Raw genomic sequence first — 25834 nt, forward strand, 5'->3', positions numbered from 1 at the left:
CACGATGTCCGCTGGCCGGGCCGAAAAATGGGCATGTCCCCCGGTGGCACGTGAACCAGCTAGGGCAAGGTCCGGTACTCCAGCAGCGCGGCGGTCCCCATGCCTCCGGCGATGCTGATCAGGGCCAGCGCCAGTTGCCCCTCGGCGGGGCTGCGGCGTACCTGGGCCAGCAGCCGCGTGACGAGCACGGCGCCGGACGCCCCGTACGCGTGTCCCAGGGCCAGGGTGCCGCCGCCGGCGTTGGCGCGTTCCGGGCGGATGCCGAGCTGGTCCAGGCACGCGATGGTCTGGGCTGCGAACGCCTCGTTGAACTCGATCAGACCCAGCTCCGCGGCCGTGACGCCGCTGCCGTCCAGCAGGTGTTCGGCCGCCCGGGCCGCTCCGATGCCCAGCAGTTGCGGGTCCACGCCCGCCGTGTGTGTGCCCCGCACGAGGAAGCAGCCGCTGGCGCCCAACCGGCGGGCGCGTTCCACCGAGGTGATCACGACGGCGGCCGCACCGTCCGCGTCGAAGCAGGAGTTCCCGGCGGTGACGGTGCCGCCGGCGGCGAACACCGGAGGGAACCGAGCCAGCACGGATGCGGTCAACCCGCGGCGCGGCCCGTCGTCGGCACTCACCGTGCGCGGGCCGTCCGGTCCGGGCACACCGGCCAGCGGGACGATCTCAGTGTCGAAGAAGCCCTCCGCGGCGGACGCCAGGGCACGCTGGTGGCTGCGCAGCGCCAGCGCGTCCTGCCGTTCCCGGCTGACCTCGAAACAGGCGGCCACATTTTCGGCCGCCACGCCCATGTCAGGATCGCCATGGCCCAGGGGTGCGAACTGCGCCCGCGCAAAGAATTCCGGAGCCCCGCCGGCGTCCCGGCGGGCCCGGAGCGGTGCCGTGCTGATGCTCTCCACTCCGCCGGCCAGGTACACGCCGCCCCCGCCGGCCGCCACGAGGCGGGAGGCCAGGGCAATCGCGTCGAGCCCGGACCCGCACTGCCGGTCCACCGTGAGCCCGGGGACGCTGACCGGCAGGCCTGCCTCGAGGGCCGCGAGCCGGGCCACGTTCCCGCCCCCGCCGACGGCGTTGCCGATCACCACATCAGCCACCGAGGCCGGGGCCACACCGGTGTCGCTGAGCAGGCGGCGGAGCACAGGGGCCAGCAGTTCGTGGGCGTGCAGGGTCTTCAGGGCTCCGTTGGCGCGGCAGATCGGAGTGCGCCGGGCGGCGATGATGACCGGCTGACGGTCGTCGGGAAGAATCCGCGAAGGGCTCTCAGCCAAGACGCTGGATCCGGGGGTCGCTGCGGGCAATCCAGTCGAGCAGCAGCTCCCGGCTGAGCTTGCCGCGGTCCGTCAGGGGAAGTTCGGCCAGGGCGAAGTATTCCAGCGGCCGCTTGGTCCGCGACAGTACGTCCTCGACGCCTGTCTTCAGCTGGGTGGCAGTCACCCCGCCGTGCGAAGGAACAACGCCGGCGATGACCTTCTGGCCGCGCAGCCCGTCCGCGAGGCCCGCGGCCACGGCAGCGGCCACGCCGGGAACCGAGGCCAGTGCCAGTTCGACCTCATGCGGGTAGACGTTGGTGCCGGCGGTGATGATCAGGTCCGAGCGGCGGCCCAGCATGTGCAGGATCCCGCCTTCGAGGTAGCCCTGGTCCCCCACCGTGTGCCAGCCGTCGAAGCTCTGCAGGGCCAGGCCGTCGTCGCCCCAGAGGTAGCCGTCGCTGACCATGCCGCTGCGGACGCAGATGTTGCCGTCAGTGCCGTCCGGCAGCTGGAGTCCGCCGGCGTCGAGAATGCGGATCTCGACGCCGGGAAACGGCGTGCCGATCCCGGTTCCGCGCTGTTCGGGCTGCTGCCCGGGCGGGAGTCCGGCGCCGGAGACGAAGCTGAGCTCCGAGGCGCCGTAGTACTCGAAGATGGTCGCGTTGGGTGCCCAGCGGCGGGCTGCTTCCAGGGTCCGCGCGTCCAGTTTTGACCCGGCGCAGATGATGCTCCGGATGCCTGAGGCGTCGACACCGCCGCTCAGTCCCCGTTCGCTGAGGATCCGGAGCATCGTGGGGACAAGGACCAGCCGGGTGATTCCGTCATGGCTGACGGCGGCATGGGCGTCGCCGACGTCGAACCGGGCAAGGGTGTGGAACTCCGAGCCGGCGTGCAGGCATTCGGCCAGGGCATAGAGGTTCAGGCTGGCCGCGAGGGGCCCGGGGGCCAGGGTCTTGTCGTCCGCGTGCAGGCCGAAGAATTCAACCGACGCGTCGAAGGACAGCTGCCAGGACCGGCGCGAGCGGCTGAAGGCCTTGGGGACAGACGTGGTACCGGAGGTCAGTCCAATCAGGAACGGCGTGTCCGGGAGCCCGTCAACAAGGTCCGCCCAGGGAGCCACATCCGACCCGGTCACGACTGTCGCGCGGATCCGGTCCCTGATGCTGTCGTGCAGCTGCTGCGGCCAGGCAGGGTCCAGCACGGCGCATTGCCGCTCCCCCGCAACGGCGGCCGCGAACGCTGCGGCAAAGTGCAGCGAGTTCCCCCCGGACAGCACGGTCACGGCGGACGTGCCCGGCACCAGGCCGGCGGCCGCGTCCCGCAGCTCTTCCCAGCTCAGGCGCTGCCCGGCGACGACGACGGCGGTCCCGTCGGGGCGGTCACCGGCCCAGCGCTGGAGTCTGTCGAGAAAAGGCATCAGGCCAACTTTACCGGGCCGGGGAAGCCCGAAAGCAGGCACACGATATTGTGACAGCATGAGTTTCAATGACAACGTCCAACTGGACCCCTCGCAGGTCCAGGACCGGCGCGGCATGGGCCGCGGCGGAAAAGTCGGGATCGGCCTCGGCGGCGGCATCATCCTGCTGATCGCCTCCCTGCTCGGCATCAATCCGGGACTGCTGGAGGGCCTCGCCGGCAGCACGCAGGATTCCGGTTCGCAGAGCCAGAGCACCGCCCCTGCCTGCGCCACCGGCGCCGACGCCGACGCCCGGCTCGACTGCCGCATCACCGGCACGGTCAACAGCCTGAACGCCTTCTGGCCCGCCTACCTGGCCCAATACGACCGGCAATACCCGCAGCCCGGCACGGTGATCTTCGAACGGGCCACCAACACCGGCTGCGGCGCCGCGACCTCGGCCGTGGGGCCGTTCTACTGCCCCGCCGACTCGACCGCGTACTTCGACCCGGGCTTCTTCCAGGAACTCGTGGACCGCTTCGGTTCCTCCGGCGGGCCGCTGGCGCAGGAGTATGTGGTGGCCCACGAATTCGGCCACCACATCCAGAACGTGCTCGGGAACCTGGACCAGGCCCAGCAGGACCCGCAGGGACCGGAATCCGGTGCCGTACGCGTGGAGCTGCAGGCTGACTGCTACGCCGGCCTGTGGGTCCGCCACGCCACGACCCAGGAGGACCCCCGGACCGGGCTGCCGTTCCTGGATCCGCTGACGGAACAGGACCTGCGCGATGCCCTCTCCGCCGCCTCGGCCGTCGGGGACGACCGGATCCAGCAGGCCGCAACCGGGACAGTGTCCCCGGAGGCCTGGACCCACGGCTCCAGCGCGCAGCGCCAAAAGTGGTTCTACCAGGGATACCGGACCGGCGACATCAACCAGTGCGACACCTTCGGCGCCGCCGCCCTCTGACCCCATCCGCTGCTCCGCACCTGCCGTTATGGGCTGCCGAGAGTGCGGTTGCGGCGCAATCAACGAACGACGACGGCGGGCCCACCTCCAAGAGGTGGGCCCGCCGTCGTTTTTGCCTCAGGGAGGGGGTGCGGATCAGATGTTGAAGCCGAGCGCACGCATCTGGTCGCGGCCGTCCTCGGTGATCCGTTCCGGACCCCACGGCGGCATCCATACCCAGTTGAGGCGCCATTCGTCGACGATCCCTTCCAGGGACTTCCCGACCTGCTCCTCGATTACATCGGTAAGCGGGCAGGCGGCCGTGGTGAGCGTCATGTCGATCAGCAGGGCGCCGTCGTCGTCCGAGTACTTCAGGCCGTACAGCAGCCCCAGGTCAACGATGTTCACGCCCAGTTCGGGGTCGATCACATCCATGAGGGCTTCTTCGACATCCTCGAGGCTCGTACGGGCCACATTGAGTTCGGTCATTGCCAAGTCCTAACTAGGCCTGTGCTGCAGCGGACGCGGCAGCAATGGTGGCTGCCCCGGCGCCGGTGGCGTAGCGGTCGTAGCCTTCTTCTTCCAGGCGGTCGGCGAGCTCCGGGCCGCCCTCTTCCACAACCTGGCCGTCAACGAACACATGCACGAAGTCGGGCTTGATGTAGCGCAGGATCCGGGTGTAGTGCGTGATGAGCAGGGTGCCCATGTTGCCTTCGGAGTGGGCGCGGTTGACGCCCTCGGAGACAACCTTGAGCGCGTCGACATCCAGGCCCGAGTCGGTCTCGTCCAGGATGGCGAACTTCGGCTTGAACAGCTCCAGCTGAAGGATCTCGACGCGCTTCTTCTCGCCGCCTGAGAAGCCCTCGTTGACGTTGCGCTGGGTGAAGTCGGCGTCGATGCGCAGCTGGGCCATGGCCGCCTTGACGTCCTTGGTCCAGGTCCGCAGCTTCGGTGCTTCGCCGTCGATGGCCGTCTTGGCGGTCCGCAGGAAGTTCGTCATGCTGACGCCGGGAACCTCGACGGGGTACTGCATGGCCAGGAACAGGCCGGCGCGGGCGCGCTCGTCCACGCTCATCGCCAGGACGTCCTCGCCGTCCAGCGTGATGGTGCCGGAGGTGACGTTGTAGCGCGGGTGTCCGGCGATGGTGGACGCCAGGGTGGACTTGCCGGAACCGTTCGGGCCCATGATGGCGTGGGTTTCGCCGGTCCGGATTCTCAGGCTGACGCCCTTCAGGATTTCCTTCGTGCCCTGCTCGGTGTCAATGCTGACGTGCAGGTCCTTGATCTCAAGAGTAGACATGTGCCTTGTTCTCCTTTGCACCATGCCCTCCGGCACGGTGCGGTTTCTTGTCGATAGGTTCTGTTGTGCGGGTTGCCGGCTGCGGGCAGCTAGCTGAAGTTCGGGGCCTCGGCGCCGTTCAGGACGTTGGTGAAGTCCACGTAGACCTCGTCGTCCAGGACGGTCACAGCAAAGACGGGCACAGGATCATAGGCCGGCAGCTGGAGCGGTTCGCCGCTGCGCAGGTCGAACTGGGAGCCGTGGCCCCAGCACTCGATCTTGCAGCCTTCCACCTCACCTTCGGAGAGGGAGATGTCCGCGTGCGAGCAGGTGTCACCGATGGCGTGGATCTCGCCCATCGAGTCCTTCACGATCGCGACAGGGTAGTCGTCGACCAGGATCCGCAGCGCCTGCTTGAGGTGGATCTCACTGGCGTTGCAAACGAGTTCGCCTCTTGGCTGTTCAGTCATGAAAAGTTTCCGTGTTCTCCAGTGCTGCGTTCTCCAGTGCTTCGCACTAGTTGTCCGTTGCCGCGAGTTCGCGCTCGACGGCGTCCGTGAGGCGCTCCTCGATGGCGGGAACCTTGATCTGCTGGATGATCTCGTTCAGGAAGCCGCGGACCACCAGACGGCGGGCCACCTCTTCCGGAATGCCGCGGGCCATCAGGTAGAACAGGTGCTGGTCGTCGAACCGTCCGGTGGCGCTGGCGTGGCCGGCGCCGGCGATCAGGCCGGTCTCGATTTCCAGGTTCGGCACGGAGTCGGCGCGGGCGCCGTCGCTGAGGACCAGGTTGCGGTTGGCCTCGTAGGTGTCGGTGCCTTCTGCTTCCTTGCGGATCAGGACGTCACCCACCCAGACGGTGTGCGCGTTGCGTCCCTGCAGTGCGCCCTTGTACAGGACGTTGGACTTGCAGTTCGCGACGGCGTGGTCCACGAAGAGCCGCTGCTCCAGGTGCTGGCCGGCGTCGGCGAAGTACAGGCCGAACAGTTCCACTTCGGCGCCCGGGGCGGTGAAGCGGGCCGACGGGGTGACACGCACAAGGTCGCCGCCGAGGCTGACAACGATGTGCTTGAACTTGGCGTCACGGCCGAGCTTCGCCTGCTGGGAGGACGCGTGCACGGCGTCGTCGTTCCATTCCTGGAGCGAAATGACGGTGAGCTGCGCGCCGTCCTCCACGAGGATCTCGATGTTCTCCGACACGACGGCGGTGCCCTGGTGGTCCAGGACCACGACGGCCTTGGAGAACTTCTCCGCGACAATCACCACGTGCTGGGCGGAGGCCTGGGTGCCCTGGCCGGTCAGCAGGAGGCTGACCTCGCCGTCGACCTGGACCTCGGCCGGAACCGTGATGACGGTGGCTTCGGTGAAGTTCTCCCAGGCGTTCGCGGAAACGCGGTCCTCGGGAATGGCTGCAGAGCCGATCCTGCGGTCGTTCCGGCCGACGGTTTCAACGGTGACGCTGTCCGGGGCGGTGACGCTCACGGACGGTGCGGCCCCGTTGAGGACCTCGGTGTGCAGACCGCGGAGTCGCTTGAGCGGGGTGAAGCGCCAGTCCTCCTCCATGCCGGTCAGCGGCTTGAAATCCGCCAGCTTGTAGGAGGTCAGGCGTCCGGCGCGTGAGCTGTCCGGAACGCCGGCGCCGCCGCCGTGCGAGTGCCGTTTGACGGCCTCGCCGGCGAGCGGGGACTTGGACTCCGCGGCGTTCAGCGGTGACAGGCTCTCGCCTTCCTCGGTGAAGCCGTTGATGAACGGCTTGGCTGAGGGCGCGCCAATGCGGGCCTTTTCAGTAGTGATGTCAGTCATTAACCGACCGATCCTTCCATCTGCAGTTCAATCAGGCGGTTCAGCTCGAGGGCGTATTCCATCGGCAGCTCACGGGCAATCGGCTCGATGAAGCCACGGACGATCATCGCCATGGCCTCGTCTTCACGCATGCCGCGGGACATCAGGTAGAACAGCTGCTCTTCGCTGACCCGCGAGACCGTGGCCTCGTGCCCCATCGTGACGTCATCCTCGCGGATGTCGATGTACGGGTACGTGTCCGAACGGCTGATGGTATCCACCAGGAGCGCGTCACAGCGGACCGTGTTGGCCGAGTGCTTGGCGCCTTCGCGGACCTGGACGAGGCCGCGGTAGGCGGCGCGGCCGCCGCCGCGGGCCACGGACTTGGAAACGATCGAGCTCTTGGTGTTCGGCGCGATGTGGACCATTTTGGACCCGGTGTCCTGGTGCTGGCCCTCGCCCGCGAACGCGATGGACAGGGTCTCGCCCTTGGCGCCCTCGCCGACGAGGTAGACGGCCGGGTACTTCATGGTGACCTTGGAGCCGATGTTCCCATCGATCCACTCCATCGTCGCGCCCTCTTCGCAGATGGCGCGCTTGGTGACCAGGTTGTACACGTTGGTCGACCAGTTCTGGATGGTGGTGTAGCGGACGCGGGCGCCCTTCTTCACGATGATTTCCACCACGGCGGAGTGCAGCGAATCCGAGGTGTAGATCGGCGCGGTGCAGCCTTCAATGTAGTGGACGTAGGAGTCCTCGTCCGCGATGATCAGCGTGCGCTCGAACTGGCCCATGTTTTCCGTGTTGATGCGGAAGTAGGCCTGCAGGGGAATGTCCACGTGGACGCCCTTGGGAACGTACACGAAGGAACCGCCCGACCAGACGGACGTGTTCAGCGAAGCGAACTTGTTGTCGCCCACCGGGATGATGGTGCCGAAGTACTCCCGGAAGATCTCCGGGTGCTCGCGCAGTGCGGTGTCCGTGTCCAGGAAGATGACGCCCTGCTGTTCCAGGTCCTCGCGGATCTGGTGGTAGACGACCTCGGACTCGTACTGGGCGGCGACACCGGAGACGAGGCGGCTGCGCTCGGCTTCCGGGATGCCCAGCTTCTCGTAGGTGTTCCGGATGTCCTCGGGGAGGTCTTCCCAGGTCTTGGCCTGCTTTTCCGTGGACCGCACGAAGTACTTGATGTTGTCGAAGTCGATGCCGGAGAGGTCTGCACCCCAGGTCGGCATGGGCTTGCGGTCGAAGTACTTCAGACCCTTGAGGCGCAGGTCCAGCATCCACTCCGGCTCATTCTTCTTGGCCGAAATGTCGCGGACGACGTCCTCGTTGATGCCGCGGCGGGCGTTGGCTCCGACGTCGTTCTTGTCGGACCAGCCGTACTCGTAGGTTCCGATTCCGTGGAGCTCGGGATTCTTTTCCAGAATCTCCGAAATCACAGTGGATTCAGCAACCTTTTTCTCTGATAGTTGGTCCGTCATCACGGCCTTTCTTGCAGATGGTTGGATACTTCGTCCAGGCTGCCCGGGGTGGTTGCGGGGCTGTGAGGCCCCCTGGCCGCCGGACGGCCTGTAGGTATGTGGGTGGTGCAGACGTGCCCGCCGCGTGCCAGTGTGGAGAGCCGGCGGACGTCGACGCCGACCAGCCGTGAGAACACGTCGGTCTCGACGTCGCAGAACACCGGGAACTGCGCGGCCAACTGCTGGATGGGGCAGTGTCCCTGGCAGAGCTGGACGCTGGAGAGCGCCGCCGGCAGCGGCGCCTTGGCTTCGATCGACGTCGTGGAGGCCACGAACCCGTCGCGGCTCAGCGCCTCGGACAACGCCTGGGCCCGGGCGGTGATGTCCGGGCCGGCGGCGTCAATTTCCGGCGCGTAGCGGCGTTCCATCTCGCCGAAGCGTTCGACGGCGAACTGCCGCACGGCGTCGGGCCCCGCCATTTCGCCGAGTCGCTGCAGGGCCAGGGTGGCGATGTCCAGGTAGTCGTTGCCCAGCGTGGACTGGCCCTGGGAACTGAAGACATAGCGGCGGGCGGGGCGCCCTGCCCCGGCACCGGCACGGGCTGCGCGCTTGACCTCAATCACGCCGCTGCGTGAGAGGTGGTCCAGATGCCGCCGGACAGCGGCGGGTGTGAACCCGAGCAGCTCGCCCAGTTCGGCGGCGCTGATGGGGCCCTGTTCCAGGACTGCGTTCAGCACGCGGTCCCGGGTACGCTCTTCGGCGTCGACCGCCGGCAGGGCGGTCGCGGCAGGAGTAGAGGGGCTCACGGAATACACAACACAATCATGTCGTAATTTAGTCCCGCAGGCCAGTAAGGCATGGCTATCCTCCGACCCCCGGCGGGAGTGTCAGCCCGGAGCCGCCGCCGCGTGCCGCCCCCCGGACCCCGGTCCGGCCGCGGGCCGGACCGGGACGTGCTACATCCCGTAGAATGCTGAGGTGCGATACCCCGAATCCCCCGTCCTGTCCATCAGCGGGCTAGTCAAGGATGTTGGGCCGCTGCCCACCCTCGACGGCAAAATGCTGCGCGTGGTCAGCGGTCTTTCCCTCGTCGCCGAACGCGGGCAGGTCACGGCCCTGCTGGGTGCCAACGGCGCGGGCAAGACCACCACCATCGAGTGCGCCCAGGGTCTGCAGAAACGCACGCACGGCAGCATCAGCCTCCTCGGTGAGGACCCGGACACCGCGGGGGCCGGGCTGCGGGCCCGCGTCGGGGTGATGCTGCAGGACGGCGGGCTGCCGCCGTCGGCCCGCCCCATTCCCCTGCTCAGGCATATTGCCGGGATGTACCAGGACCCGTGGCCGGTCGGGGAACTCATCGAACGCCTGGGGATCGACACATTCAGCCGGACGTCCGTGCGGCGGCTGTCCGGCGGGCAGAAGCAGCGGCTCGCGCTCGCGGCCGCGCTGGTGGGCAACCCCGAGGTGCTCTTCCTGGATGAGCCGAGCGCCGGCCTGGACCCGCAGTCGCGCCAGCTCGTGTTCGAGCTCATCTCCGAACTCCGGAACCGCGGGATGGGGATCGTCCTGACCACCCACCTCATGGATGACGCCCAGCGGCTCGCCGATTACGTCTACATCATCGACGCCGGCCGGAATGTCGCCGAGGGGACCGTCGCGCAACTCCTGCAGCACCGGCTCCCGCCGGAGGCCGGGGAGCAGCACATCCGCACGCTGCTGTTCGAGACCGACCCCGGACTGGATTTCACCGGGATACTGCCTGACGGCGTCAACGTCACCGAGGCGCGGGCCGGCAGCTACGCCGCCACCGGCGCGCTGACCGCCGCTGACCTCGCGGCGATCACCGCGCACTGGGCCGCGCGGGGAATCTTGCCCCGCTCGCTGAGCCTTGAAGCCCGCAGCCTTGAGGACGTTTTCCTCGACATTTCCGGAAGGGAAATCCGATGACCCGCGACAGTGCCGCACTGGGCAGCGCGCCGCCGGGCAGCGCCGCGCCGGCCCGCCCCCTCGGCAGCGCCCCGGCCCCGCTGTTGCGGCGCATCGTGCTGCAAGGCAAGTACGAGACGATCACCATGCTCCGGAACGGCGAACAGCTGATCCTGGCGGTCGTGCTGCCGCTGCTTGCCATGGTGGGCCTGACGGTCACTCCCCTGCTGGACGGGCTCGGCGCCAGCCGGATCAATGTTGCCGTGCCGGGGATCCTCGCGCTGTGCGCCATGTCCACCGCGTTCACCGGCCAGGGCATCTCCACCGGCTTTGACCGCCGCTACGGGGTCCTGAGGTTCCTCTCCACCACTCCGCTGGGGCGCACCGGGCTGATCGCCGGGAAGCTCCTCGCGGTCCTCGCGGTCCTGACGCTGCAGGTGCTGGTGGTCACGGCCGTGGCCCTGTTGCTGGGCTGGCAGCCGGATCCGCTGGGCTGGGCTCCGGGGCTGGCGCTGCTGGTGCTCGGTGCGGCGGCCTTTACCGCGCTGGGCCTGCTCGTCGCCGGGACTGTCCGGCCGGAGGCGACCCTCGCGATCACCAACCTGCTATGGATCCTGCTGGGCGCCCTCGGCGGGATCGTGATCCCGGCCGAACGGCTGCCGGCCCTGCTGCAGTCGATCGTGCAGTTCCTCCCCTCCGGCGCCCTGGGAGAGGCCATGAGGGAAGCGTTTCTGTCGGGCAGCGTCAGCCCTGTCCCGGTACTTGTCCTGCTGCTCTGGACGGCGATCGCCGGCGGCGCAGCTACCCGTTGGTTCAAATGGAATTGAGAAAACTGTGAGCACGGCCTCCCGCACTCCCCGGACCGCGTCCCGGAACATCCCCTGGCTGCCCGTCACCGTCAACAAGACGGTGAAGCGGCTGGCGGTGCTGTCCCTGATCGGCCAGACCGTCCTGATCGTCACCGGCGGCGCGGTCCGCCTCACCTCGTCGGGCCTGGGCTGCCCCACCTGGCCGCGCTGCACGGACGCCTCGCTCGTGAACACCCCCGAAATGGGCATCCACGGCATCATCGAATTCGGCAACCGCCTCCTCACCTTCGCGCTGGCCGCCGTCGCCGTCGCCATGCTGGTGTATCTCTGGAACCTCCGCAAGGAACGCCGCGACCTCTTCCTGCTGGCCCTGGGCCTGCTCGCCAGCATCCCGGCGCAGGCCGTCATCGGCGGCATCACCGTGCTGACCCAGCTGAACCCCTGGGTGGTTGGCCTGCACTTCCTGGTCTCAATGGCCCTCGTGGTCGTGGCCACCCTGCTGGTCAACCGTGCCTACGGGCGGACGGGACGCTTCCGGGTTGCTGACCTGCCGGTCCTGCCGGGTGTCGCGCGCCCGCTGATGACCGCCGTCGCGCTGTTCGCCGCCCTGGCCGTCTGCCTGGGCGTTGTGGTCACCGGCGCGGGCCCGCACGCGGGCGACGCCGATGCGCCGCGCAACAACCTGGACTGGGACCTGTTCTCGCACATTCACGCCGTGCCGGCCTACCTGGTGACCGCCGGGGCGCTGTTCGCGCTCTACCTCGTCATCCGGGACCGGATCCCCGGCCCGTTCCGCAGCGCCGTCGTGATGGTCCTGGGCGTCACGGTGCTGCAGGCCGCCATCGGCTTCACGCAGTACTACAACGGCGTACCGGCCCTCCTGGTAGCGGCGCACATGCTCGCCGCCGCCCTGCTGATGAGCGCGGCAACCAACGCCGCCGACCTGGCCCGCAGCAGCCCGGTGAAATAGGCGCGGTGAAATAGGCGCGGTGAAATAGGCGCGGTGAAATAGCCCGGCACACGTAACCGCACACAAAACAACGCGGGGTCACATACCGCCCATCCGGACGCCCGGAATGGGCCGTATGTGACCCCGCGTTGCTGTTGCGGAGGGGTGGGTGTGGGCGTGGGTGCTCCGTGCGTTGCCGGTCGGCCCGCTGCCCTGCTGGCTAGCCGCCCATGATGGGGGAGCCGACGAACGGGTCGACGGCGAGGGCGATGAAGAGCAGGGTCAGGTAGCTGATCGAGCCGTGGAAGACCTTCATGGCGCTTTTGTTGGACACGTCGCCGGCCTGCGCCCGGTTGTACAGGGCATGCGATTCGAAGAGGAACCAGGCACCGGCGAGCACCGCGGTGATGGTGTAAACCCAGCCGGCGTTGCCAACCGGGACCAGCAGCAGCGAGCAGGCCACCATGGCCCACGCGTACAGGACCACCTGGACCGAGACCACCTTGGCCCCGGCGATAGCGCCGAGCATCGGCACATTGGCGTTGCGGTAGTCCTCGCCGTAGCGCATGGACAAAGGCCAGTAGTGCGGCGGGGTCCACAGGAAAATGACCATAAAGAGCACAACGGCGGGCCACTCGACTGTGTTGGTCACGGCGGCCCAGGCAATGAGCACCGGGAAGCAGCCGGCCGCCCCGCCCCAAACGATGTTCTGGGCGGTGCGGCGCTTGAGGATCATGGTGTAGATGACCACATAGAAGACGATGGCCCCCAGCCCGAGCCAGGCAGCGAGCGGGTTGGCGCCGAACCAGAGGATCGCGATCGCGGCCGCGCCGAGGAGCCAGGAGAAGACCAGCGCCTCGCGCGGGGTCACCTCGCCCGTGACGAGCGGCCGGTTCTCCGTGCGGTGCATCAGCTTGTCGATGTCGCGGTCTAAGTAGCAGTTGAACGAGCCCGCGCTGCCGGCGGCAAAGGCGCCACCCACCAGGGTTGCCACAATAAGGCCGATCGACGGGAAGCCGCGCTCCGCGTAGATCATGGTCGGCAGGGTGCTGACCAGCAGGAGTTCGATGACGCGGGGTTTCGTGAGCGCCAGATAGGCCTTGGCTTTGCGGGCGAACCCGATTCTTCCGCGGATGGGAGAGGCGTTCAGCGGCGTATCTGTTGTGCTCACGGTGGCAGTCACTCTGTTCTGTCTGGCTGTTCAGTCCGGCTGGTTCCGCAACGCGGGTTGCATATCGAAGGGGTCCATGCGCAGCGCACAGGCGTAACCCCGCCCCCGTTGGTAGCCACGACCCATCATACCGTGCAGGCACGGCGGAACGGGTCCTTCCGGACACTGCCGGCGCAGACCCGTGATTCGGACCGATGAACGCCGGCTCACAGCCGCCGCGGACGCCGGTCATCCATATAAGCTACAAATCCGGTCCATTTGGTGAGATATGCCGCACCCGCCCAGTGGAATAAGGCTAAGCTGTCTGCAGATCAGCGCGCACGGGAACGGCCAAAAGGCCTGAGCCATTGCCTGACGTGTCTGCCTGCAGTTTCTGCAGGTGTGCACCGGCACACGCCGCTGAATGATCGATCAACGTTTCGATGGTGAACGGCTGGTACGTACCGCAGCGGGCACCGAACTGTGCCCCGGACGGGACTGGCCATACCACCCGCCATCAGCACAGAGAGGGGCCCGGTTTTCGTGCCACATTTGGAAGAGCAAGAACTGTCTTGGACCAGCCTGGACCAGCGCGCCGTGGACACCATTCGTGTCCTCGCCGCCGACGCGGTGGAGAAGGTCGGCAACGGCCACCCCGGTACCGCCATGAGCCTGGCACCGGCCGCCTATCTTCTCTTCCAGAAGTTGATGCGGCACGACCCGACCAACCCGGACTGGCTGGGACGCGACCGTTTCGTCCTCTCCCCCGGCCACACCTCCCTGACGCTGTACATCCAGCTCTTCCTGTCCGGCTACGGCCTGGAACTGAAGGACCTTGAGGCGCTGCGCACCTGGGGTTCGCTGACCCCCGGCCACCCGGAATACAAGCACACCGCCGGCGTCGAGATCACCACCGGCCCGCTGGGCCAGGGCCTGGCCTCCGCCGTCGGGTTCGCGTTCTCCCAGCGCCGCATGCGCGGCCTGTTCGACGCCGACGCCGCCGAAGGAACCAGCCCGTTCGACCACACCATCTGGGTCATCGCCTCCGACGGCGACCTCCAGGAAGGCGTCACGTCCGAGGCCTCCTCGCTCGCGGGACACCAGGAGCTCGGGAACCTCGTGGTGATTTACGACGAGAACCACATCTCCATCGAGGACGACACCGACATCGCCTTCACCGAGGATGTCCTGAAGCGCTACGAGGCCTACGGCTGGCACACCCAGCGCGTGGACTGGACCCGGACCGGGGAGTACAAGGAGGACGTGCAGGAACTGCACGCCGCGCTCCGCGCCGCCAAGGCAGAGACGGCCAAGCCCTCCATCATCTCGCTGCGCACCATCATCGGCTACCCGGCCCCCAAGAAGCAGAACACCGGCAAGATCCACGGTTCCGCCCTCGGTGCCGAGGAAGTCGCCGCGCTGAAGAAGGTCCTCGGCTTCGACCCGGAGCGTACGTTCCAGGTCGACGACGACGTCCTGGCGCACGCCCGGGAAGCCGCGGACCGCGGTGCGGCCGCACGGACCGCATGGCAGGAAGCATTTGACGCGTGGCAGTCCGGCAATCCGGAGGGCGCGGCCCTGCTGGAGCGCATTGAGGCCCGCAAGCTCCCGGCCGGGCTGGACTCCGCCCTTCCGGTCTTCGAAGCCGGCAAGGACGTCTCGACCCGCGCCGCGTCCGGCAAGGTCCTGAACGCGATCGGCCCGGTCATGCCGGAGCTGTGGGGCGGCTCTGCCGACCTCGCCGAGTCCAACAACACCACGATGGAGGGCTCGCCGTCGTTCATCCCCGTCTCCCGCTCCACGGACGCCTGGAAGGGCAACCCCTACGGACGGGTGCTGCACTTCGGCATCCGCGAGCACGCCGCCGCGTCGATCGTGAACGGCATCGCCCTGCATGGCCGCACCCGCGCGTTCTCGGGCACGTTCCTGATCTTCAGCGACTACCAGCGCCCGGCGATCCGGCTTGGCGCCCTTATGGGGGTCCCGTCCCTGTATGTCTGGACACACGACTCGATCGGCCTCGGCGAAGACGGACCGACCCACCAGCCGGTGGAGCAGCTCGCCTCGCTCCGGGCCATCCCGGGCCTGGACGTCGTCCGCCCGGGCGACGCGAACGAGGTCGCAGCGGCCTGGAAGGTCATGCTCGAGAACCACGGGAACCCCGCCGGCATCGTGCTGACCCGCCAGAACATTCCCACTTACGCCCGCGGAACGTCCGACGCCGACGGTGACACCTTCGGTTCCACCGCCGGTGTCGCCAAGGGTGGCTACGTCCTGGCGGAAGCCTCGGCCAGCGGCCGGACCGCTGCGGCGCAGGTCATCCTGATCGGCACCGGCTCGGAAGTCCAGCTGGCCGTGCACGCCCGCGAAGCGCTTCAGGCCGAAGGCATCCCCACCCGCGTGGTGTCGATGCCGTGCGTGGAGTGGTTCAACAAGCAGGACGCCGCCTACCGGGAAGCGGTGCTCCCGGCGGCCGTCAAGGCACGGGTATCCGTCGAAGCCGGACTCGCCCTGGGCTGGAAGGAATTCGTCGGCGACGCCGGCCGTTGCATCAGCCTCGAGCACTTCGGCGCCTCGGCGGATTACAAGCGCCTGTTCCAGGAATTCGGCATCACCGCGGAGGCCGTCGCCGCCGCTGCCAGGGAATCCCTCGCCGGCCTTCCGGCCTGATCCACAACTTCACGCTTCCCGGGCCGCCGCCCCTACTGACGGCGGCGGCCCCCGACTTCAGGAGTTACACATGAGCACCACCCCCAGCTCTACCCCCACGCAACAGCTGTCCGACGCCGGCGTCTCCATCTGGCTCGATGACCTCTCCCGCGGCCGCCTAGCCACCGGCACCCTGCGCAAGCTCATTGAAGAAAGGAACGTCGTCGGCGTCACGACGAACCCGTCGATCTTCCACGCGGCCATCACCACCGGCCACGACTACGACGACATCATCGCCGCCAAGGCCGCCGCCGGCGCCAGCGTCGAGGAGACCGTCTTCGCGATCACCACCTCCGACGTTGCAGACGCCTGCGATCTCTTCGCCCCGGTGGCCGCCGTCACGAAGGGCGTCGATGGCCGCGTCTCGATCGAGGTTGACCCCCGCCTCGCCTGGGACACCGCCGCCACCATCACCGAAGCCAGGGAACTCTCCGCCCAGGTCAACAAAGACAACGTCCTGATCAAGATACCGGCGACCCTCGAGGGCCTGGCAGCCATCACCGCCACCCTGGCCGCCGGCATCAGCGTCAATGTCACGCTGATCTTCTCGCTGGAGCGCTACCGCGCCGTCATCAACGCGTTCCAGTCCGGCCTGGAGCAGGCCAGGGACAACGGCCACGACCTCGCCAGGATCCACTCGGTCGCGTCCTTCTTCGTCTCACGCGTCGACGCCGAAATCGACAAGCGCCTCGACGCCATCGGCACCGACGAGGCCCGCGCCCTCAAGGGCAAAGCCGGCCTCGCCAACGCCCGCCTCGCCTACCAGGTCTACGAGGAGCTCTTCTCCACCGAGCGCTGGGCCCTGCTGGCCGACGCCGGAGCCCTCCCGCAGCGCCCGCTCTGGGCCTCCACCGGCGTCAAGGACCCGGCCTACCCGGACACCCTCTACGTCACGGAACTCGTCGCTCCCGGCGTCGTGAACACCATGCCGGAAAAGACCCTCGACGCGACCTTCGACCACGGCACCGTCACGGGCAACACGATCAGCCGCGGCTACGACGACGCCAATGCCACCCTGAACGCCCTCGACTCCCTCGGCATCTCCTACAACGAGGTCGTCGCGATGCTCGAGTCCGAAGGCCTCGACAAGTTCGTGGCAAGCTGGAAAGAACTGCTGGCCGACGTCGAGGCCGCCCTCGCCGCTGCACGGAAGGACGCATAGTCCCATGACCACTCTCAGCTATGACGCCACGGGCGCCGCCCGCCTGGCCCACGAACAGCACCTGCCCGCCCTGCTGGAAGACAAAGTCGCCACCCGGATCTTTGCCAAGGACCCCACCCTGTGGGGTCCTGACGCGGAGGCCGAGGCCTCCGTCCGGCTCGGCTGGGTCGAGGCGGCCACCGTCTCCCAGCGGCTGGTTGCGGACATCGGGGCCCTCCGGAACGCCCTGCGCGCCGAAGGCGTCAGCCGGATTGTCCTCTGCGGCATGGGCGGATCCTCGCTGGCCCCCGAGGTCATCGCCGGAACCGCCGGCGTCGAGCTGACCGTGCTGGACAGCACCGATCCGGAACAGGTCGCCGCCGCACTCGCGGACCGGCTGGCCGAAACCGCGATTGTGGTGTCCTCCAAGTCCGGATCCACCCTGGAGACGGATTCCCAGCGCCGGATCTTCGAGCACGCCTTCACCGGGGCCGGGCTGGACGCGAAGAGCCGGATCATCATCGTCACCGATCCGGGTTCGCCGCTGGACAAGGCCTCCCGCGAGGCCGGCTACCGCGCCGTCTTCAACGCGGACCCCACTGTCGGCGGACGCTATTCGGCGCTCACCGCGTTCGGGATGGTGCCGTGCGGACTGGCCGGAGTGGACATCCAGGCCTTCCTGGACGAGGCGGAGGAAGCCGCGGAGGTCCTCAACGAGGACGGCGAGGAAAACATCGGCCTCGCCCTCGGTGCGGCGCTGGGCGGCACGAATCCGCTGCGGGACAAGATCGTCATCGCCGAGGACGGCTCCGGGATCAAGGGCTTCGCGGACTGGGCCGAACAGCTCATCGCCGAATCCACCGGCAAGTCCGGCACCGGCGTGCTGCCGGTCGTCGCCGGGCCGGCCTCCCCGGAGGCCACCCTCGGCGCCCCCGACGTCCTGGTGGTCCGTCTCGTCGCGGCGGACGCCGACGTCGAACTCGGCGCAAACGAGGTCGCGATCGCCGGCGGCCTGCCCACCCAGATGATGACCTGGGAGTTCGCGACCGCGGTCGCCGGACGCCTCCTCGGGATCAACCCCTTTGACCAGCCCGACGTCGAGGCCGCCAAAATCGCCGCCCGCGGCCTGCTGGACGCCCAGCCGGAACCGACGCCGGCCAACTTCACCGACGGCGCCATTGAGGTCCGCGGCGGGGACTGGCTCGGCGGCGCAAGCACCGCGGCGGAGGCTGTCAGCGCACTGCTCGGCGAGCTGGGCCCGGACAGCTACCTGAGTGTCCAGGCCTACTTCGACCGGCTCGCCTACGCGCCCCTCGAGGGGGTCCGGGACCAGCTGGCAGCGCTCAGCGGCCGTCCCGTGACCTTCGGCTGGGGTCCGCGGTTCCTGCACTCCACCGGGCAGTTCCACAAGGGCGGACCCGCAATCGGCGTCTTCCTGCAGGTGACGGCCGCGGCCGCCACCGACCTCGCCATCCCGGACCGCCCCTTCACCTTCGGCGAGCTGATCTCCGCGCAGGCCGCCGGCGATGCCCAGGTGCTGTCCGACCACGGCCGCCCGGTCCTCCGCCTGCACCTCACGGACCGCGCCGCCGGCGTCCGCCAGCTGCAGGGCCTCGTCTCCACGCTGGCCGGCCAGGCAGTCCCCTCCACCGAAAGCTAAGGCACCAACGCAACCATGCCAGACAAACACAATGGCGGCCGCAGTTCCGCGACGCGTTCGGGAGGCTCTGCCCGCAACCCGCTCCGGGACCCGCGGGACCGCCGCCTGAACCGTATTGCCGGACCGTCGTCGCTGGTCCTGTTCGGGGTCACGGGGGACCTCGCCCGCAAGAAACTCATGCCGGCCGTCTACGACCTGGCCAACCGGGGGCTGCTCCCGCCCAGCTTCGCCCTGGTCGGCTTCGCCCGGCGGAACTGGGAGAACGAGGACTTCGCCGCCGAGGTGAAGTCCGCGGTCAAGGCCTACGCCCGCACCCCGTTTGATGAAACGGTGTGGACGCAGCTCTCCGAGGGCATCCGCTTCGTGCAGGGCGAGTTCGACGACGACGACGCCTTCAGGCGGCTCAGCGACACCATTGACGAACTCGATGAGCAGCGGGGAACCCGCGGCAACCACGCGTTCTACCTCTCCATTCCGCCGAACGCCTTCGAGCTGGTCTGCCGGCAGCTGTCCAAGCACGGCCTGGCCCAGGCCGAGGGTGACAAGTGGCGGCGCGTCGTGATCGAGAAGCCGTTCGGCCACAACCTCGAGTCGGCGCGCCAGCTCAACGACATCGTCGAGTCCGTGTTCCCGCCGGACGCGGTCTTCCGGATCGACCACTACCTGGGCAAGGAGACGGTGCAGAACATCCTGGCGCTGCGCTTCGCAAACCAGCTCTTCGAGCCGCTGTGGAACGCGAACTACGTGGACCACGTCCAGATCACCATGGCCGAGGACATTGGCACCGGCGGCCGTGCCGGCTATTACGACGGCGTCGGCGCGGCCCGCGACGTCATCCAGAACCACCTGCTCCAGCTCCTGGCGCTGACCGCGATGGAAGAACCGATTTCCTTCAACGCCGACGACCTCCGCGCTGAGAAGGAAAAGGTCCTCGCCGCCGTCCGGCTCCCCGAGGACCTCTCCACCCACTCGGCGCGCGGGCAGTTCACCGGCGGCTGGCAGGGCGGCGAAAAAGTGGTCGGCTACCTCGAGGAGGAGGGCATCCCCGCGGACTCCACCACCGAGACGTTCGCCGCGATCCGGGTCGACATCCACACCCGCCGCTGGTCCGGGGTGCCGTTCTATCTGCGCGCCGGCAAGCGGCTGGGCCGCCGGGTGACGGAGATCGCCGTTGTGCTTAAACGCGCCCCCAACCTGCTCTTCACCGATCACGGCGAGGATGACTTCGGCCAGAACGCCGTCGTGATCAGGGTCCAGCCCGACGAGGGCGCCACCATCCGCTTCGGGTCCAAGGTCCCGGGCACGCAGATGGAAGTCCGCGACGTCACCATGGACTTCGGCTACGGCCACTCCTTCACGGAATCCAGCCCGGAGGCCTACGAACGGCTCATCCTCGATGTGCTGCTCGGCGAGCCGCCGCTGTTCCCGCGCCACGCGGAAGTCGAACTGTCCTGGAAGATCCTCGACCCGTTCGAGGACTACTGGGCGTCCCTGGACGAGCAGCCCGAACCCTACGCCCCCGGAAGCTGGGGACCCCCCTCCGCCGACGAGCTCCTTGCCCGCGACGGACGAAGCTGGAGAAGGCCATGATCGTAGATCTTCCCGACACCACCACCTCCAAAATCTCCAAGAAGATCATGGCGCTGCGCGAGCAGGGCGGCGTGATCGCCTTGGGCCGGGTGCTGACCCTCGTGGTCATCACCAAGTCCGGGCTGGAAGAGGAGGCCATCGAGGCCGCCAACCAAGCCAGCCGGGAACACCCCTGCCGGATCATCGTCCTCACCGACGCCGGCGCCAAGGCCCCGACCAGGCTCGATGCGCAGATCCGGGTGGGCGGCGACGCCGGAGCCTCCGAGGTCATCCTGTTGCGCGGCTACGGTGAGCTCGCGGAGGAAAGCGAATCCCTCGTCGCGGCCCTGCTGCTGCCCGATGCTCCGATCGTGGCCTGGTGGCCGCACGGCGCGCCGAAGAACGCTTCCGAGACCTCCATCGGCCGGATCGCGCACCGCAGGATCATGGACTCGGCCAACGAGAACGACCCGCAGCGGGCACTGGAGAACATCCGCCGCACCTACAAGGCCGGTGACACGGATCTGGCCTGGACCCGGCTGACCAACTGGCGGATCCAGCTCGCCGCGGTCCTGGACCAGGTGAACGGCTCGCCGGTGACGGCGGTCGCCGTCGAAGGCGCTTCGGATTCCCCCAGCACGATCCTGCTCGCGGCCTGGCTCACGCTGGCCCTGGACGCGCCGGTCACGGTCGTCGCGGACCCGGCCGGCACCGGAATCCGGCGTGTGCGGCTCACCCGCACCGCCGGCGACGTGCAGCTGTTCCGGCCGGGCCTTACCGTGGCGGAACTGAGCCAGCCGGGGCAGCCGGTGCAGCGCATCTCGCTGCCGCGCCGCAGCCTCAAGGACTGCCTGGCCGAAGAACTGCGCCGCCTCGATCCGGACGAAGTCTTCGGTGAAGTGATTACTATTGGACTGCCACGTACCAATCGAAGGAGTGTCCGTCCCAGTGAGCGTTGAGCCCAGAGTGAGCATCCATCCCGACTCGTCCGTCCTGATGGCAGCCATCGCGGCCCGCCTGATCACCAAGCTGGTGGACATCCAGGACAAACACGGCGAGGCGACGGTGGTGCTGACCGGCGGGTCGATGGGCATCGGCTCCCTCAAGGCCGTGGCCGAGTCGCCGGCGTCCCCCGCCGTCGACTGGTCCAAGGTCAATTTCTGGTGGGGAGATGAGCGCTTCGTCGCCGCGGACGACCCTGAACGCAACACCCGCCAGGCCCACGAGGCGCTGCTCTCGCGCATCGATGCGGATCCGGCGCGGATCCACGTGCCCGGATCCGCCAGCGACTTCGACACTCCGGAGGAGGCGGCCGCGGACTATGCCCGCCAGCTCAGCGAGGCGGCCACCGCCGAACACGCCGCGGACATGTCCGATGACCGGCCGGAGCACCCCTCAGCGCTCCCCCGCTTCGACATCGTCCTCCTCGGCGTGGGTCCGGACGCACACGTCGCGTCGCTCTTCCCCGAACAGGCCGGCATCAGGGAGAAGGAACTCTCCGTGGTGGGCGTCCGCAACTCCCCCAAGCCGCCGCCTCAGCGGGTTTCCCTGACGCTGCCCGCCATCAACACGGCGTCGGACATCTGGATGGTCGTCGCCGGCGAGGACAAAGCCGGGGCCGTGGGGCTGGCCCTTGCGGGGGCCAACCCGGTGCAGGTGCCGGCGGCCGGCCCGCGCGGCAGGAACGAAACCCTCTGGCTGATCGACGAAAACGCGGCCTCCCGGGTTCCGGAGCAGCTGGTCAGGAAGAGTTAACCGGCTCTGTCCCCCCGTGCTATCCCTCCGTGCTATCCCCCCGTGCTATCCCCCGTGCTATCCCTCCGTGCTATCCCTCCGGGAGGGCCCGGCGGGCGCGCAGTCTCTCGAGCGCTCCAGCCAGCACGTCTTCGGCGTCCTGGCTGGAGCGCCGCTCTTTAACGTATTCCAGGTGGCTCTTGAAGCCTTCCACCGGAAGGTCATCGAGGGCAAACAGCGCCTCGTCCCGCGTGGCCGTTCCGCCGCAGCGGCGGCAGTCCCAGACCCCGGGGATCTGGTCATCGGGCAGCTGGGCGAAGACCAGCGGGCTCTCGTGGCCTTTGGCGCAGCGGTAGGTGACGCGGACCCGGGGTGTGCGGGCCGCGGTGCCGTCGAGCGGTTCGTGGCGGGGCGAGGCACCTTCGATGGCACCTACGCGGATGCCCCGGAAACCGGAGGCGGAATGCAGCATCGGGAACTCCTGGCTACTGGGGGTCGGATTGCGCGTGCAGTCAGCCATAGTGTAATTCGGAGTTCCCGATGCAGGGACGGGTACAAGGACCCCATATGGAGTTTTTCGGAAACGGCCTAGGAGTCGCCGCCGCCGTTGAACCGCATGATCAGGCCAAGGCCCACGATCACGAGGCCCCACGTGATACCGAGGATGACCGTGAAGCGGTTCAGGTTCCGCTCGGCCACGCCGGAGGAGCTGAGACCGGAGCTCATGCCGCCGCCGAACATGTCGGACAGACCGCCACCACGACCCTTGTGGAGCAGGATGAGCAAGGTCAGCAGGAGGCTGGTGATACCCAGGAGGACCTGCAGAATGACATGAAGAACGTCCACGACGGCCTTTCAGAAGATTTGGATTGCGGGGGCCACAACAGTGTCCGGACTAATCCGTCAGCAGGTGACTCTCGAACCTGACAATATTAGCAAACTCAGCGGCGTCCAGGCTGGCACCGCCGACCAGCAATCCGTCCACGTCGCGTTCCTTGAGGATCGAGGCGGCGTTGTTGGCCTTGACCGAGCCGCCGTAGAGCAGCCGGGTCTTGGCGGCGACGTCCGCGCCGAAGAGGGTGGCGAGTTCGGCACGGATGGCGGCGCACATTTCCTGGGCGTCCTCTGGCCCGGCAACTTCACCGGTGCCGATGGCCCAGACGGGCTCGTAGGCGACGACGAGCCCGGCGGCCTGCTCGGCGGTGAGGCCCTCGACGCCGGCGCGTAGCTGCGCAAGGGTGTGGTCGACGTGGGTTCCGGCCTGCCGGATTTCCAGGCCTTCACCGACGCAAAGCACCGGGGTGACGCCGTGCCGGAAGGCTGCCTTGGTCTTGGCGTTCAGCACCTCGTCCGGCTCGTGGTGGATGGTCCGGCGTTCGCTGTGGCCAACGAGGACGTAGCCGCAGCCGAGCTTGGCGAGGAACTGCCCCGAGATGTCGCCCGTGTAGGCGCCGGAGTCGGCCGGGGAAAGATCCTGGCCGCCGTAGACAATGTTGAGCTCGTCGCCCTGGACCAGCGTCTGGACGCCGCGGAGATCGGTGAACGGCGGGAAGACAGCGACCTCCACCCGGCTGTAGTCGTGCTTGGCGTCGGAGAGGGTCCAGGCCAGCTTCTGCAGGAGGGTAATGCCCTGGACGTGGTCCATGTTCATTTTCCAGTTGCCCGCGATGAAGGGCGTGCGGTCGAATGTGCCATTGGTTGAAGTAGTCACGAGGTCTCCCAAAAGTTCGTAGCAGTGGAACAGCCGGCAGGGCGCCCCGTCACGGGCGGGCGCCCTGCCGGCTGGAGGGTCTAGCGGTCCAGGACGCTCAGGCCGGGGAGTTCCTTGCCTTCAAGGTACTCGAGACTGGCGCCGCCGCCGGTGGAGATGTGCCCGAACTGGTCATCGGCGAATCCGAGGGTCCGGACCGCCGCGGCGGAATCGCCGCCACCGACCACAGTGAACGCCCCGGTCTCGGTCAGGGCCTGGGCGATGGCCCGGGTGCCCGCCGCGAAAGCCGCGAACTCAAACACGCCCATGGGGCCGTTCCAGAACACCGTCCTGGCGCCCTTGATCCGTTCGGCGAAGGCTGCCGCTGATTCCGGTCCGATGTCCAGTCCGATGCCCTGCGCGCCGAAGCTGCTGCCCTCAATCGCCTCCGCCCGCACCGTCTCGTGCTCGGCGTCGGCGGCGAACTTGCTGGCCACCACGACGTCGGTGGGAACCACGAACTCGGTGCCCGCGGCCGCGGCGCGCTTGAGGTACTCCTGCACGACCGGGATCTGGTCCTCTTCCAGCAGGCTGCCGGCCACCTTGTGGCCCGCGGCGGCGAGGAAGGTAAACAGCATGCCACCGCCGACCAGGATAGTGTCTGCCTTGCCGATGAGGTTCTCGATCACGGCGAGCTTGTCCGAGACCTTGGAACCGCCCAGCACCACGACATAGGGGCGCTGCGTGTCCGTGGTGAGCTTGCGCAGCACCTCGACTTCAGTGCGGACCAGGTCGCCCTGGTAGGACGGCAGCCGGGTGGCGACGTCGTACACGCTGGCATGCTTGCGGTGCACGGCACCGAAGGCATCGTCCACGAAGGCACCGTGGGAACCCGTGAGGGCCACCAGTTCCTCCGCGAACGCGCCGCGCTCGGCGTCGTCCTTGGACGTCTCGCGGGCGTCGAAGCGCACATTTTCGAGGATGAGGGCTTCACCGTCCTGCAGCGCCGCGGCGGATGCCCTGGCGGACTCCCCGACGGTGTCGTCCGTGAGGGAGACTTTGAAGGCGGCAAGCTCGGCCAGCCGCGCCGCGGCGGGCTTGAGCGAGTACTTGTCCTCGGGCGCGCCCTTGGGGCGGCCAAGGTGTGCTGTGACCAGCACGCGGGCACCGGCGTCCGTGAGCTTCTCCAGCACTGGCAGGGAGGCCTTGATGCGGCCGTCGTCAGTCACTGTTGAGCCGTCGAGCGGCACGTTCAGGTCACTTCTGACCAGTACGTACCGCCCGCGGACACCATCAGCGATCAGTTCGTTGAGGGTGTGGAATGTCATGGGTCTTACCCTAGCCCAGCTTGGCTGACACGAGCTCCGTGAGGTCCACGAGGCGGTTGGAGTAGCCCCATTCGTTGTCATACCAGGCAACAACCTTGACCTGGTTGCCGATCACCTTGGTCAGGCCGGAGTCGAAGATGGTGGACGCCGGGTCGCCCACGATGTCCGAGGAGACGATCGGCTCGTCGGTGTAGGTCAGCAGGCCCTTGAGCTCGGCCGATTCGGAGGCGGCCTTGAGGACCGCATTGACTTCCTCGACGGTGGTTTCGCGGGAGACCACGACGGTCAGGTCCGTTGCGGAGCCGGTGGGGACGGGGACGCGGATGGCGTAGCCGTCGAGCTTGCCCTTGAGTGCCGGCAGGACCAGGCCGATTGCCTTGGCGGCACCAGTGGAGGTGGGGACCATGTTGATGGCGGCGGCGCGGGCGCGGCGGAGGTCCCGGTGCGGGCCGTCCTGCAGGTTCTGGTCGGCAGTGTAGGCGTGGATGGTGGTCATCAGGCCGTGTTCGATGCCGAACGCGTCGTTGACAACCTTGACCAGCGGGCCGAGGCAGTTGGTGGTGCAGGAGGCGTTGGAGATGATGTGGTGCGCGGCGGGGTCGTACAGCCCTTCGTTGACGCCCAGCACGATCGTGATGTCCTCGCCCTTGGCGGGGGCGGAGATCAGGACCTTCTTGGCGCCGGCATCGATGTGCTTCTGCGCGTCGGCGGCCTTGGTGAAGAAACCGGTGGATTCGATCACGATGTCAACGCCGAGCTCGCCCCAGGGCAGCTTGGCCGGATCGCGCTCGGCGAGGACCTTGACGGTCTTGCCGTCGACGACGATGTTGCCGTCCTTGACCTCGATGCTCTCCTTCAGGCGTCCGCCCACGGAGTCGTACTTGAAGAGGTGGGCCAGTGCTTCCGGGCTGGTGAGATCGTTCACGGCCACGATCTCGAGGTCCGCCCCCTGGGCAAGTGCGGCGCGGAAGTAGTTGCGGCCAATACGGCCGAAGCCGTTGATACCAATACGGGTGGTCACGTTTTCAGTCTCCTTGGTGCTCTTGCAAGCACGAT

24 protein-coding genes are annotated in these 25834 nt (G+C 68.0%); 10 read left to right on the forward strand and 14 right to left on the reverse strand.

Annotation, left to right across the window (positions count from 1 at the left end):
- Positions 1 to 59: 59 nt before the first annotated feature.
- Together ACZYX4_RS14095 and ACZYX4_RS14100 are read right to left on the reverse strand one after the other, a co-directional pair.
- Positions 60 to 1265: a thiolase family protein gene (locus tag ACZYX4_RS14095; RefSeq protein WP_463876913.1), complete on the reverse strand. Its 1206-nt coding sequence runs from the start codon at positions 1263 to 1265 to the stop codon at positions 60 to 62.
- Positions 1258 to 2664 (reverse strand): class I adenylate-forming enzyme family protein, encoded by a 1407-nt coding sequence (locus ACZYX4_RS14100; RefSeq protein WP_463876915.1) that lies wholly within the window; start codon positions 2662 to 2664, stop codon positions 1258 to 1260. The genes ACZYX4_RS14095 and ACZYX4_RS14100 overlap by 8 nt, the downstream gene beginning before the upstream one ends.
- 58 nt (positions 2665 to 2722) lie before the next feature.
- Here ACZYX4_RS14100 and ypfJ point away from each other — a divergent pair, with 58 nt between their 5' ends.
- A complete protein-coding gene (ypfJ, locus tag ACZYX4_RS14105; RefSeq protein WP_463876917.1) occupies positions 2723 to 3610 on the forward strand; it encodes a KPN_02809 family neutral zinc metallopeptidase in 888 nt (295 codons plus the stop codon).
- 135 nt (positions 3611 to 3745) lie between these two features.
- Here ypfJ and ACZYX4_RS14110 read toward each other — a convergent pair whose 3' ends face one another.
- From ACZYX4_RS14110 to ACZYX4_RS14135, 6 genes are all read right to left on the reverse strand, one after another.
- Positions 3746 to 4078: a metal-sulfur cluster assembly factor gene (locus tag ACZYX4_RS14110; RefSeq protein ID WP_463876919.1), complete on the reverse strand. Its 333-nt coding sequence runs from the start codon at positions 4076 to 4078 to the stop codon at positions 3746 to 3748.
- Between the two features lie 13 nt (positions 4079 to 4091).
- Positions 4092 to 4889, reverse strand: a complete 798-nt coding sequence (sufC, locus tag ACZYX4_RS14115; RefSeq protein WP_463876921.1) for a Fe-S cluster assembly ATPase SufC — start codon at positions 4887 to 4889, stop codon at positions 4092 to 4094.
- A gap of 89 nt (positions 4890 to 4978) precedes the next feature.
- Positions 4979 to 5338, reverse strand: a complete 360-nt coding sequence (locus ACZYX4_RS14120) for a non-heme iron oxygenase ferredoxin subunit (protein WP_463876923.1) — start codon at positions 5336 to 5338, stop codon at positions 4979 to 4981.
- Positions 5339 to 5384: 46 nt separating this feature from the next.
- Positions 5385 to 6671 carry a Fe-S cluster assembly protein SufD gene (gene sufD / locus ACZYX4_RS14125; protein ID WP_463876925.1) on the reverse strand — a complete coding sequence of 429 codons (1287 nt, stop codon included), beginning with the start codon at positions 6669 to 6671 and terminating at the stop codon, positions 5385 to 5387.
- Positions 6671 to 8134: a Fe-S cluster assembly protein SufB gene (gene sufB, locus ACZYX4_RS14130; RefSeq protein ID WP_463876926.1), complete on the reverse strand. Its 1464-nt coding sequence runs from the start codon at positions 8132 to 8134 to the stop codon at positions 6671 to 6673. The genes sufD and sufB overlap by 1 nt, the downstream gene beginning before the upstream one ends.
- Positions 8134 to 8919 (reverse strand): helix-turn-helix transcriptional regulator, encoded by a 786-nt coding sequence (locus tag ACZYX4_RS14135; RefSeq protein WP_463876927.1) that lies wholly within the window; start codon positions 8917 to 8919, stop codon positions 8134 to 8136. The genes sufB and ACZYX4_RS14135 overlap by 1 nt, the downstream gene beginning before the upstream one ends.
- A 172-nt stretch (positions 8920 to 9091) precedes the next feature.
- Here ACZYX4_RS14135 and ACZYX4_RS14140 point away from each other — a divergent pair, with 172 nt between their 5' ends.
- From ACZYX4_RS14140 to ACZYX4_RS14150, 3 genes are read left to right on the forward strand one after another with little or no spacing between them, the layout of a single operon-like run.
- Entirely contained in the window at positions 9092 to 10060 is a 969-nt protein-coding gene (locus tag ACZYX4_RS14140) for an ABC transporter ATP-binding protein (RefSeq protein ID WP_463876929.1), read from the forward strand.
- Positions 10057 to 10866 (forward strand): ABC transporter permease, encoded by an 810-nt coding sequence (locus ACZYX4_RS14145; protein ID WP_463876931.1) that lies wholly within the window; start codon positions 10057 to 10059, stop codon positions 10864 to 10866. The genes ACZYX4_RS14140 and ACZYX4_RS14145 overlap by 4 nt, the downstream gene beginning before the upstream one ends.
- Positions 10867 to 10873: 7 nt before the next feature.
- Entirely contained in the window at positions 10874 to 11818 is a 945-nt protein-coding gene (locus tag ACZYX4_RS14150; protein WP_463876933.1) for a COX15/CtaA family protein, read from the forward strand.
- A gap of 199 nt (positions 11819 to 12017) precedes the next feature.
- On the opposite strand, the gene ACZYX4_RS14155 is transcribed toward ACZYX4_RS14150, so the two are convergent.
- Entirely contained in the window at positions 12018 to 12980 is a 963-nt protein-coding gene (locus tag ACZYX4_RS14155) for a heme o synthase (RefSeq protein WP_463876935.1), read from the reverse strand.
- Between the two features lie 519 nt (positions 12981 to 13499).
- Here ACZYX4_RS14155 and tkt point away from each other — a divergent pair.
- The 6 genes from tkt (at position 13500) to pgl (ending at position 21781) form a co-directional block, all read left to right on the forward strand.
- Entirely contained in the window at positions 13500 to 15617 is a 2118-nt protein-coding gene (gene tkt, locus ACZYX4_RS14160; RefSeq protein ID WP_463876936.1) for a transketolase, read from the forward strand.
- 70 nt (positions 15618 to 15687) lie between these two features.
- A complete protein-coding gene (gene tal / locus ACZYX4_RS14165; RefSeq protein WP_463876938.1) occupies positions 15688 to 16818 on the forward strand; it encodes a transaldolase in 1131 nt (376 codons plus the stop codon).
- Positions 16819 to 16822: 4 nt separating this feature from the next.
- Positions 16823 to 18457 carry a glucose-6-phosphate isomerase gene (locus ACZYX4_RS14170; protein ID WP_463876940.1) on the forward strand — a complete coding sequence of 545 codons (1635 nt, stop codon included), beginning with the start codon at positions 16823 to 16825 and terminating at the stop codon, positions 18455 to 18457.
- Between the two features lie 15 nt (positions 18458 to 18472).
- Positions 18473 to 20047: a glucose-6-phosphate dehydrogenase gene (zwf, locus tag ACZYX4_RS14175; RefSeq protein WP_463876942.1), complete on the forward strand. Its 1575-nt coding sequence runs from the start codon at positions 18473 to 18475 to the stop codon at positions 20045 to 20047.
- Positions 20044 to 20985, forward strand: coding sequence for a glucose-6-phosphate dehydrogenase assembly protein OpcA (locus tag ACZYX4_RS14180; protein WP_463876944.1), 942 nt, complete (start codon positions 20044 to 20046; stop codon positions 20983 to 20985). The genes zwf and ACZYX4_RS14180 overlap by 4 nt, the downstream gene beginning before the upstream one ends.
- Entirely contained in the window at positions 20975 to 21781 is an 807-nt protein-coding gene (pgl, locus tag ACZYX4_RS14185) for a 6-phosphogluconolactonase (RefSeq protein WP_463876945.1), read from the forward strand. Before ACZYX4_RS14180 ends, pgl begins: the two co-directional genes overlap by 11 nt.
- Positions 21782 to 21851: 70 nt before the next feature.
- Here pgl and ACZYX4_RS14190 read toward each other — a convergent pair whose 3' ends face one another.
- From ACZYX4_RS14190 to gap, 5 genes are all read right to left on the reverse strand, one after another.
- Positions 21852 to 22232, reverse strand: a complete 381-nt coding sequence (locus tag ACZYX4_RS14190) for an RNA polymerase-binding protein RbpA (protein WP_463876947.1) — start codon at positions 22230 to 22232, stop codon at positions 21852 to 21854.
- A gap of 116 nt (positions 22233 to 22348) precedes the next feature.
- A complete protein-coding gene (gene secG / locus ACZYX4_RS14195; protein WP_463876949.1) occupies positions 22349 to 22606 on the reverse strand; it encodes a preprotein translocase subunit SecG in 258 nt (85 codons plus the stop codon).
- A gap of 49 nt (positions 22607 to 22655) precedes the next feature.
- The gene (tpiA, locus tag ACZYX4_RS14200; RefSeq protein WP_463876950.1) at positions 22656 to 23471 is read right to left on the reverse strand and encodes a triose-phosphate isomerase; all 816 of its coding nucleotides are present in this window, start codon (positions 23469 to 23471) and stop codon (positions 22656 to 22658) included.
- 80 nt (positions 23472 to 23551) lie between these two features.
- Positions 23552 to 24778 carry a phosphoglycerate kinase gene (locus tag ACZYX4_RS14205; protein ID WP_463876952.1) on the reverse strand — a complete coding sequence of 409 codons (1227 nt, stop codon included), beginning with the start codon at positions 24776 to 24778 and terminating at the stop codon, positions 23552 to 23554.
- A 10-nt stretch (positions 24779 to 24788) separates the two neighbouring features.
- Positions 24789 to 25799, reverse strand: a complete 1011-nt coding sequence (gene gap, locus ACZYX4_RS14210) for a type I glyceraldehyde-3-phosphate dehydrogenase (protein WP_463876954.1) — start codon at positions 25797 to 25799, stop codon at positions 24789 to 24791.
- Positions 25800 to 25834: the final 35 nt, after the last annotated feature.

Source organism: Pseudarthrobacter leeuwenhoeki (genome assembly GCF_055412885.1).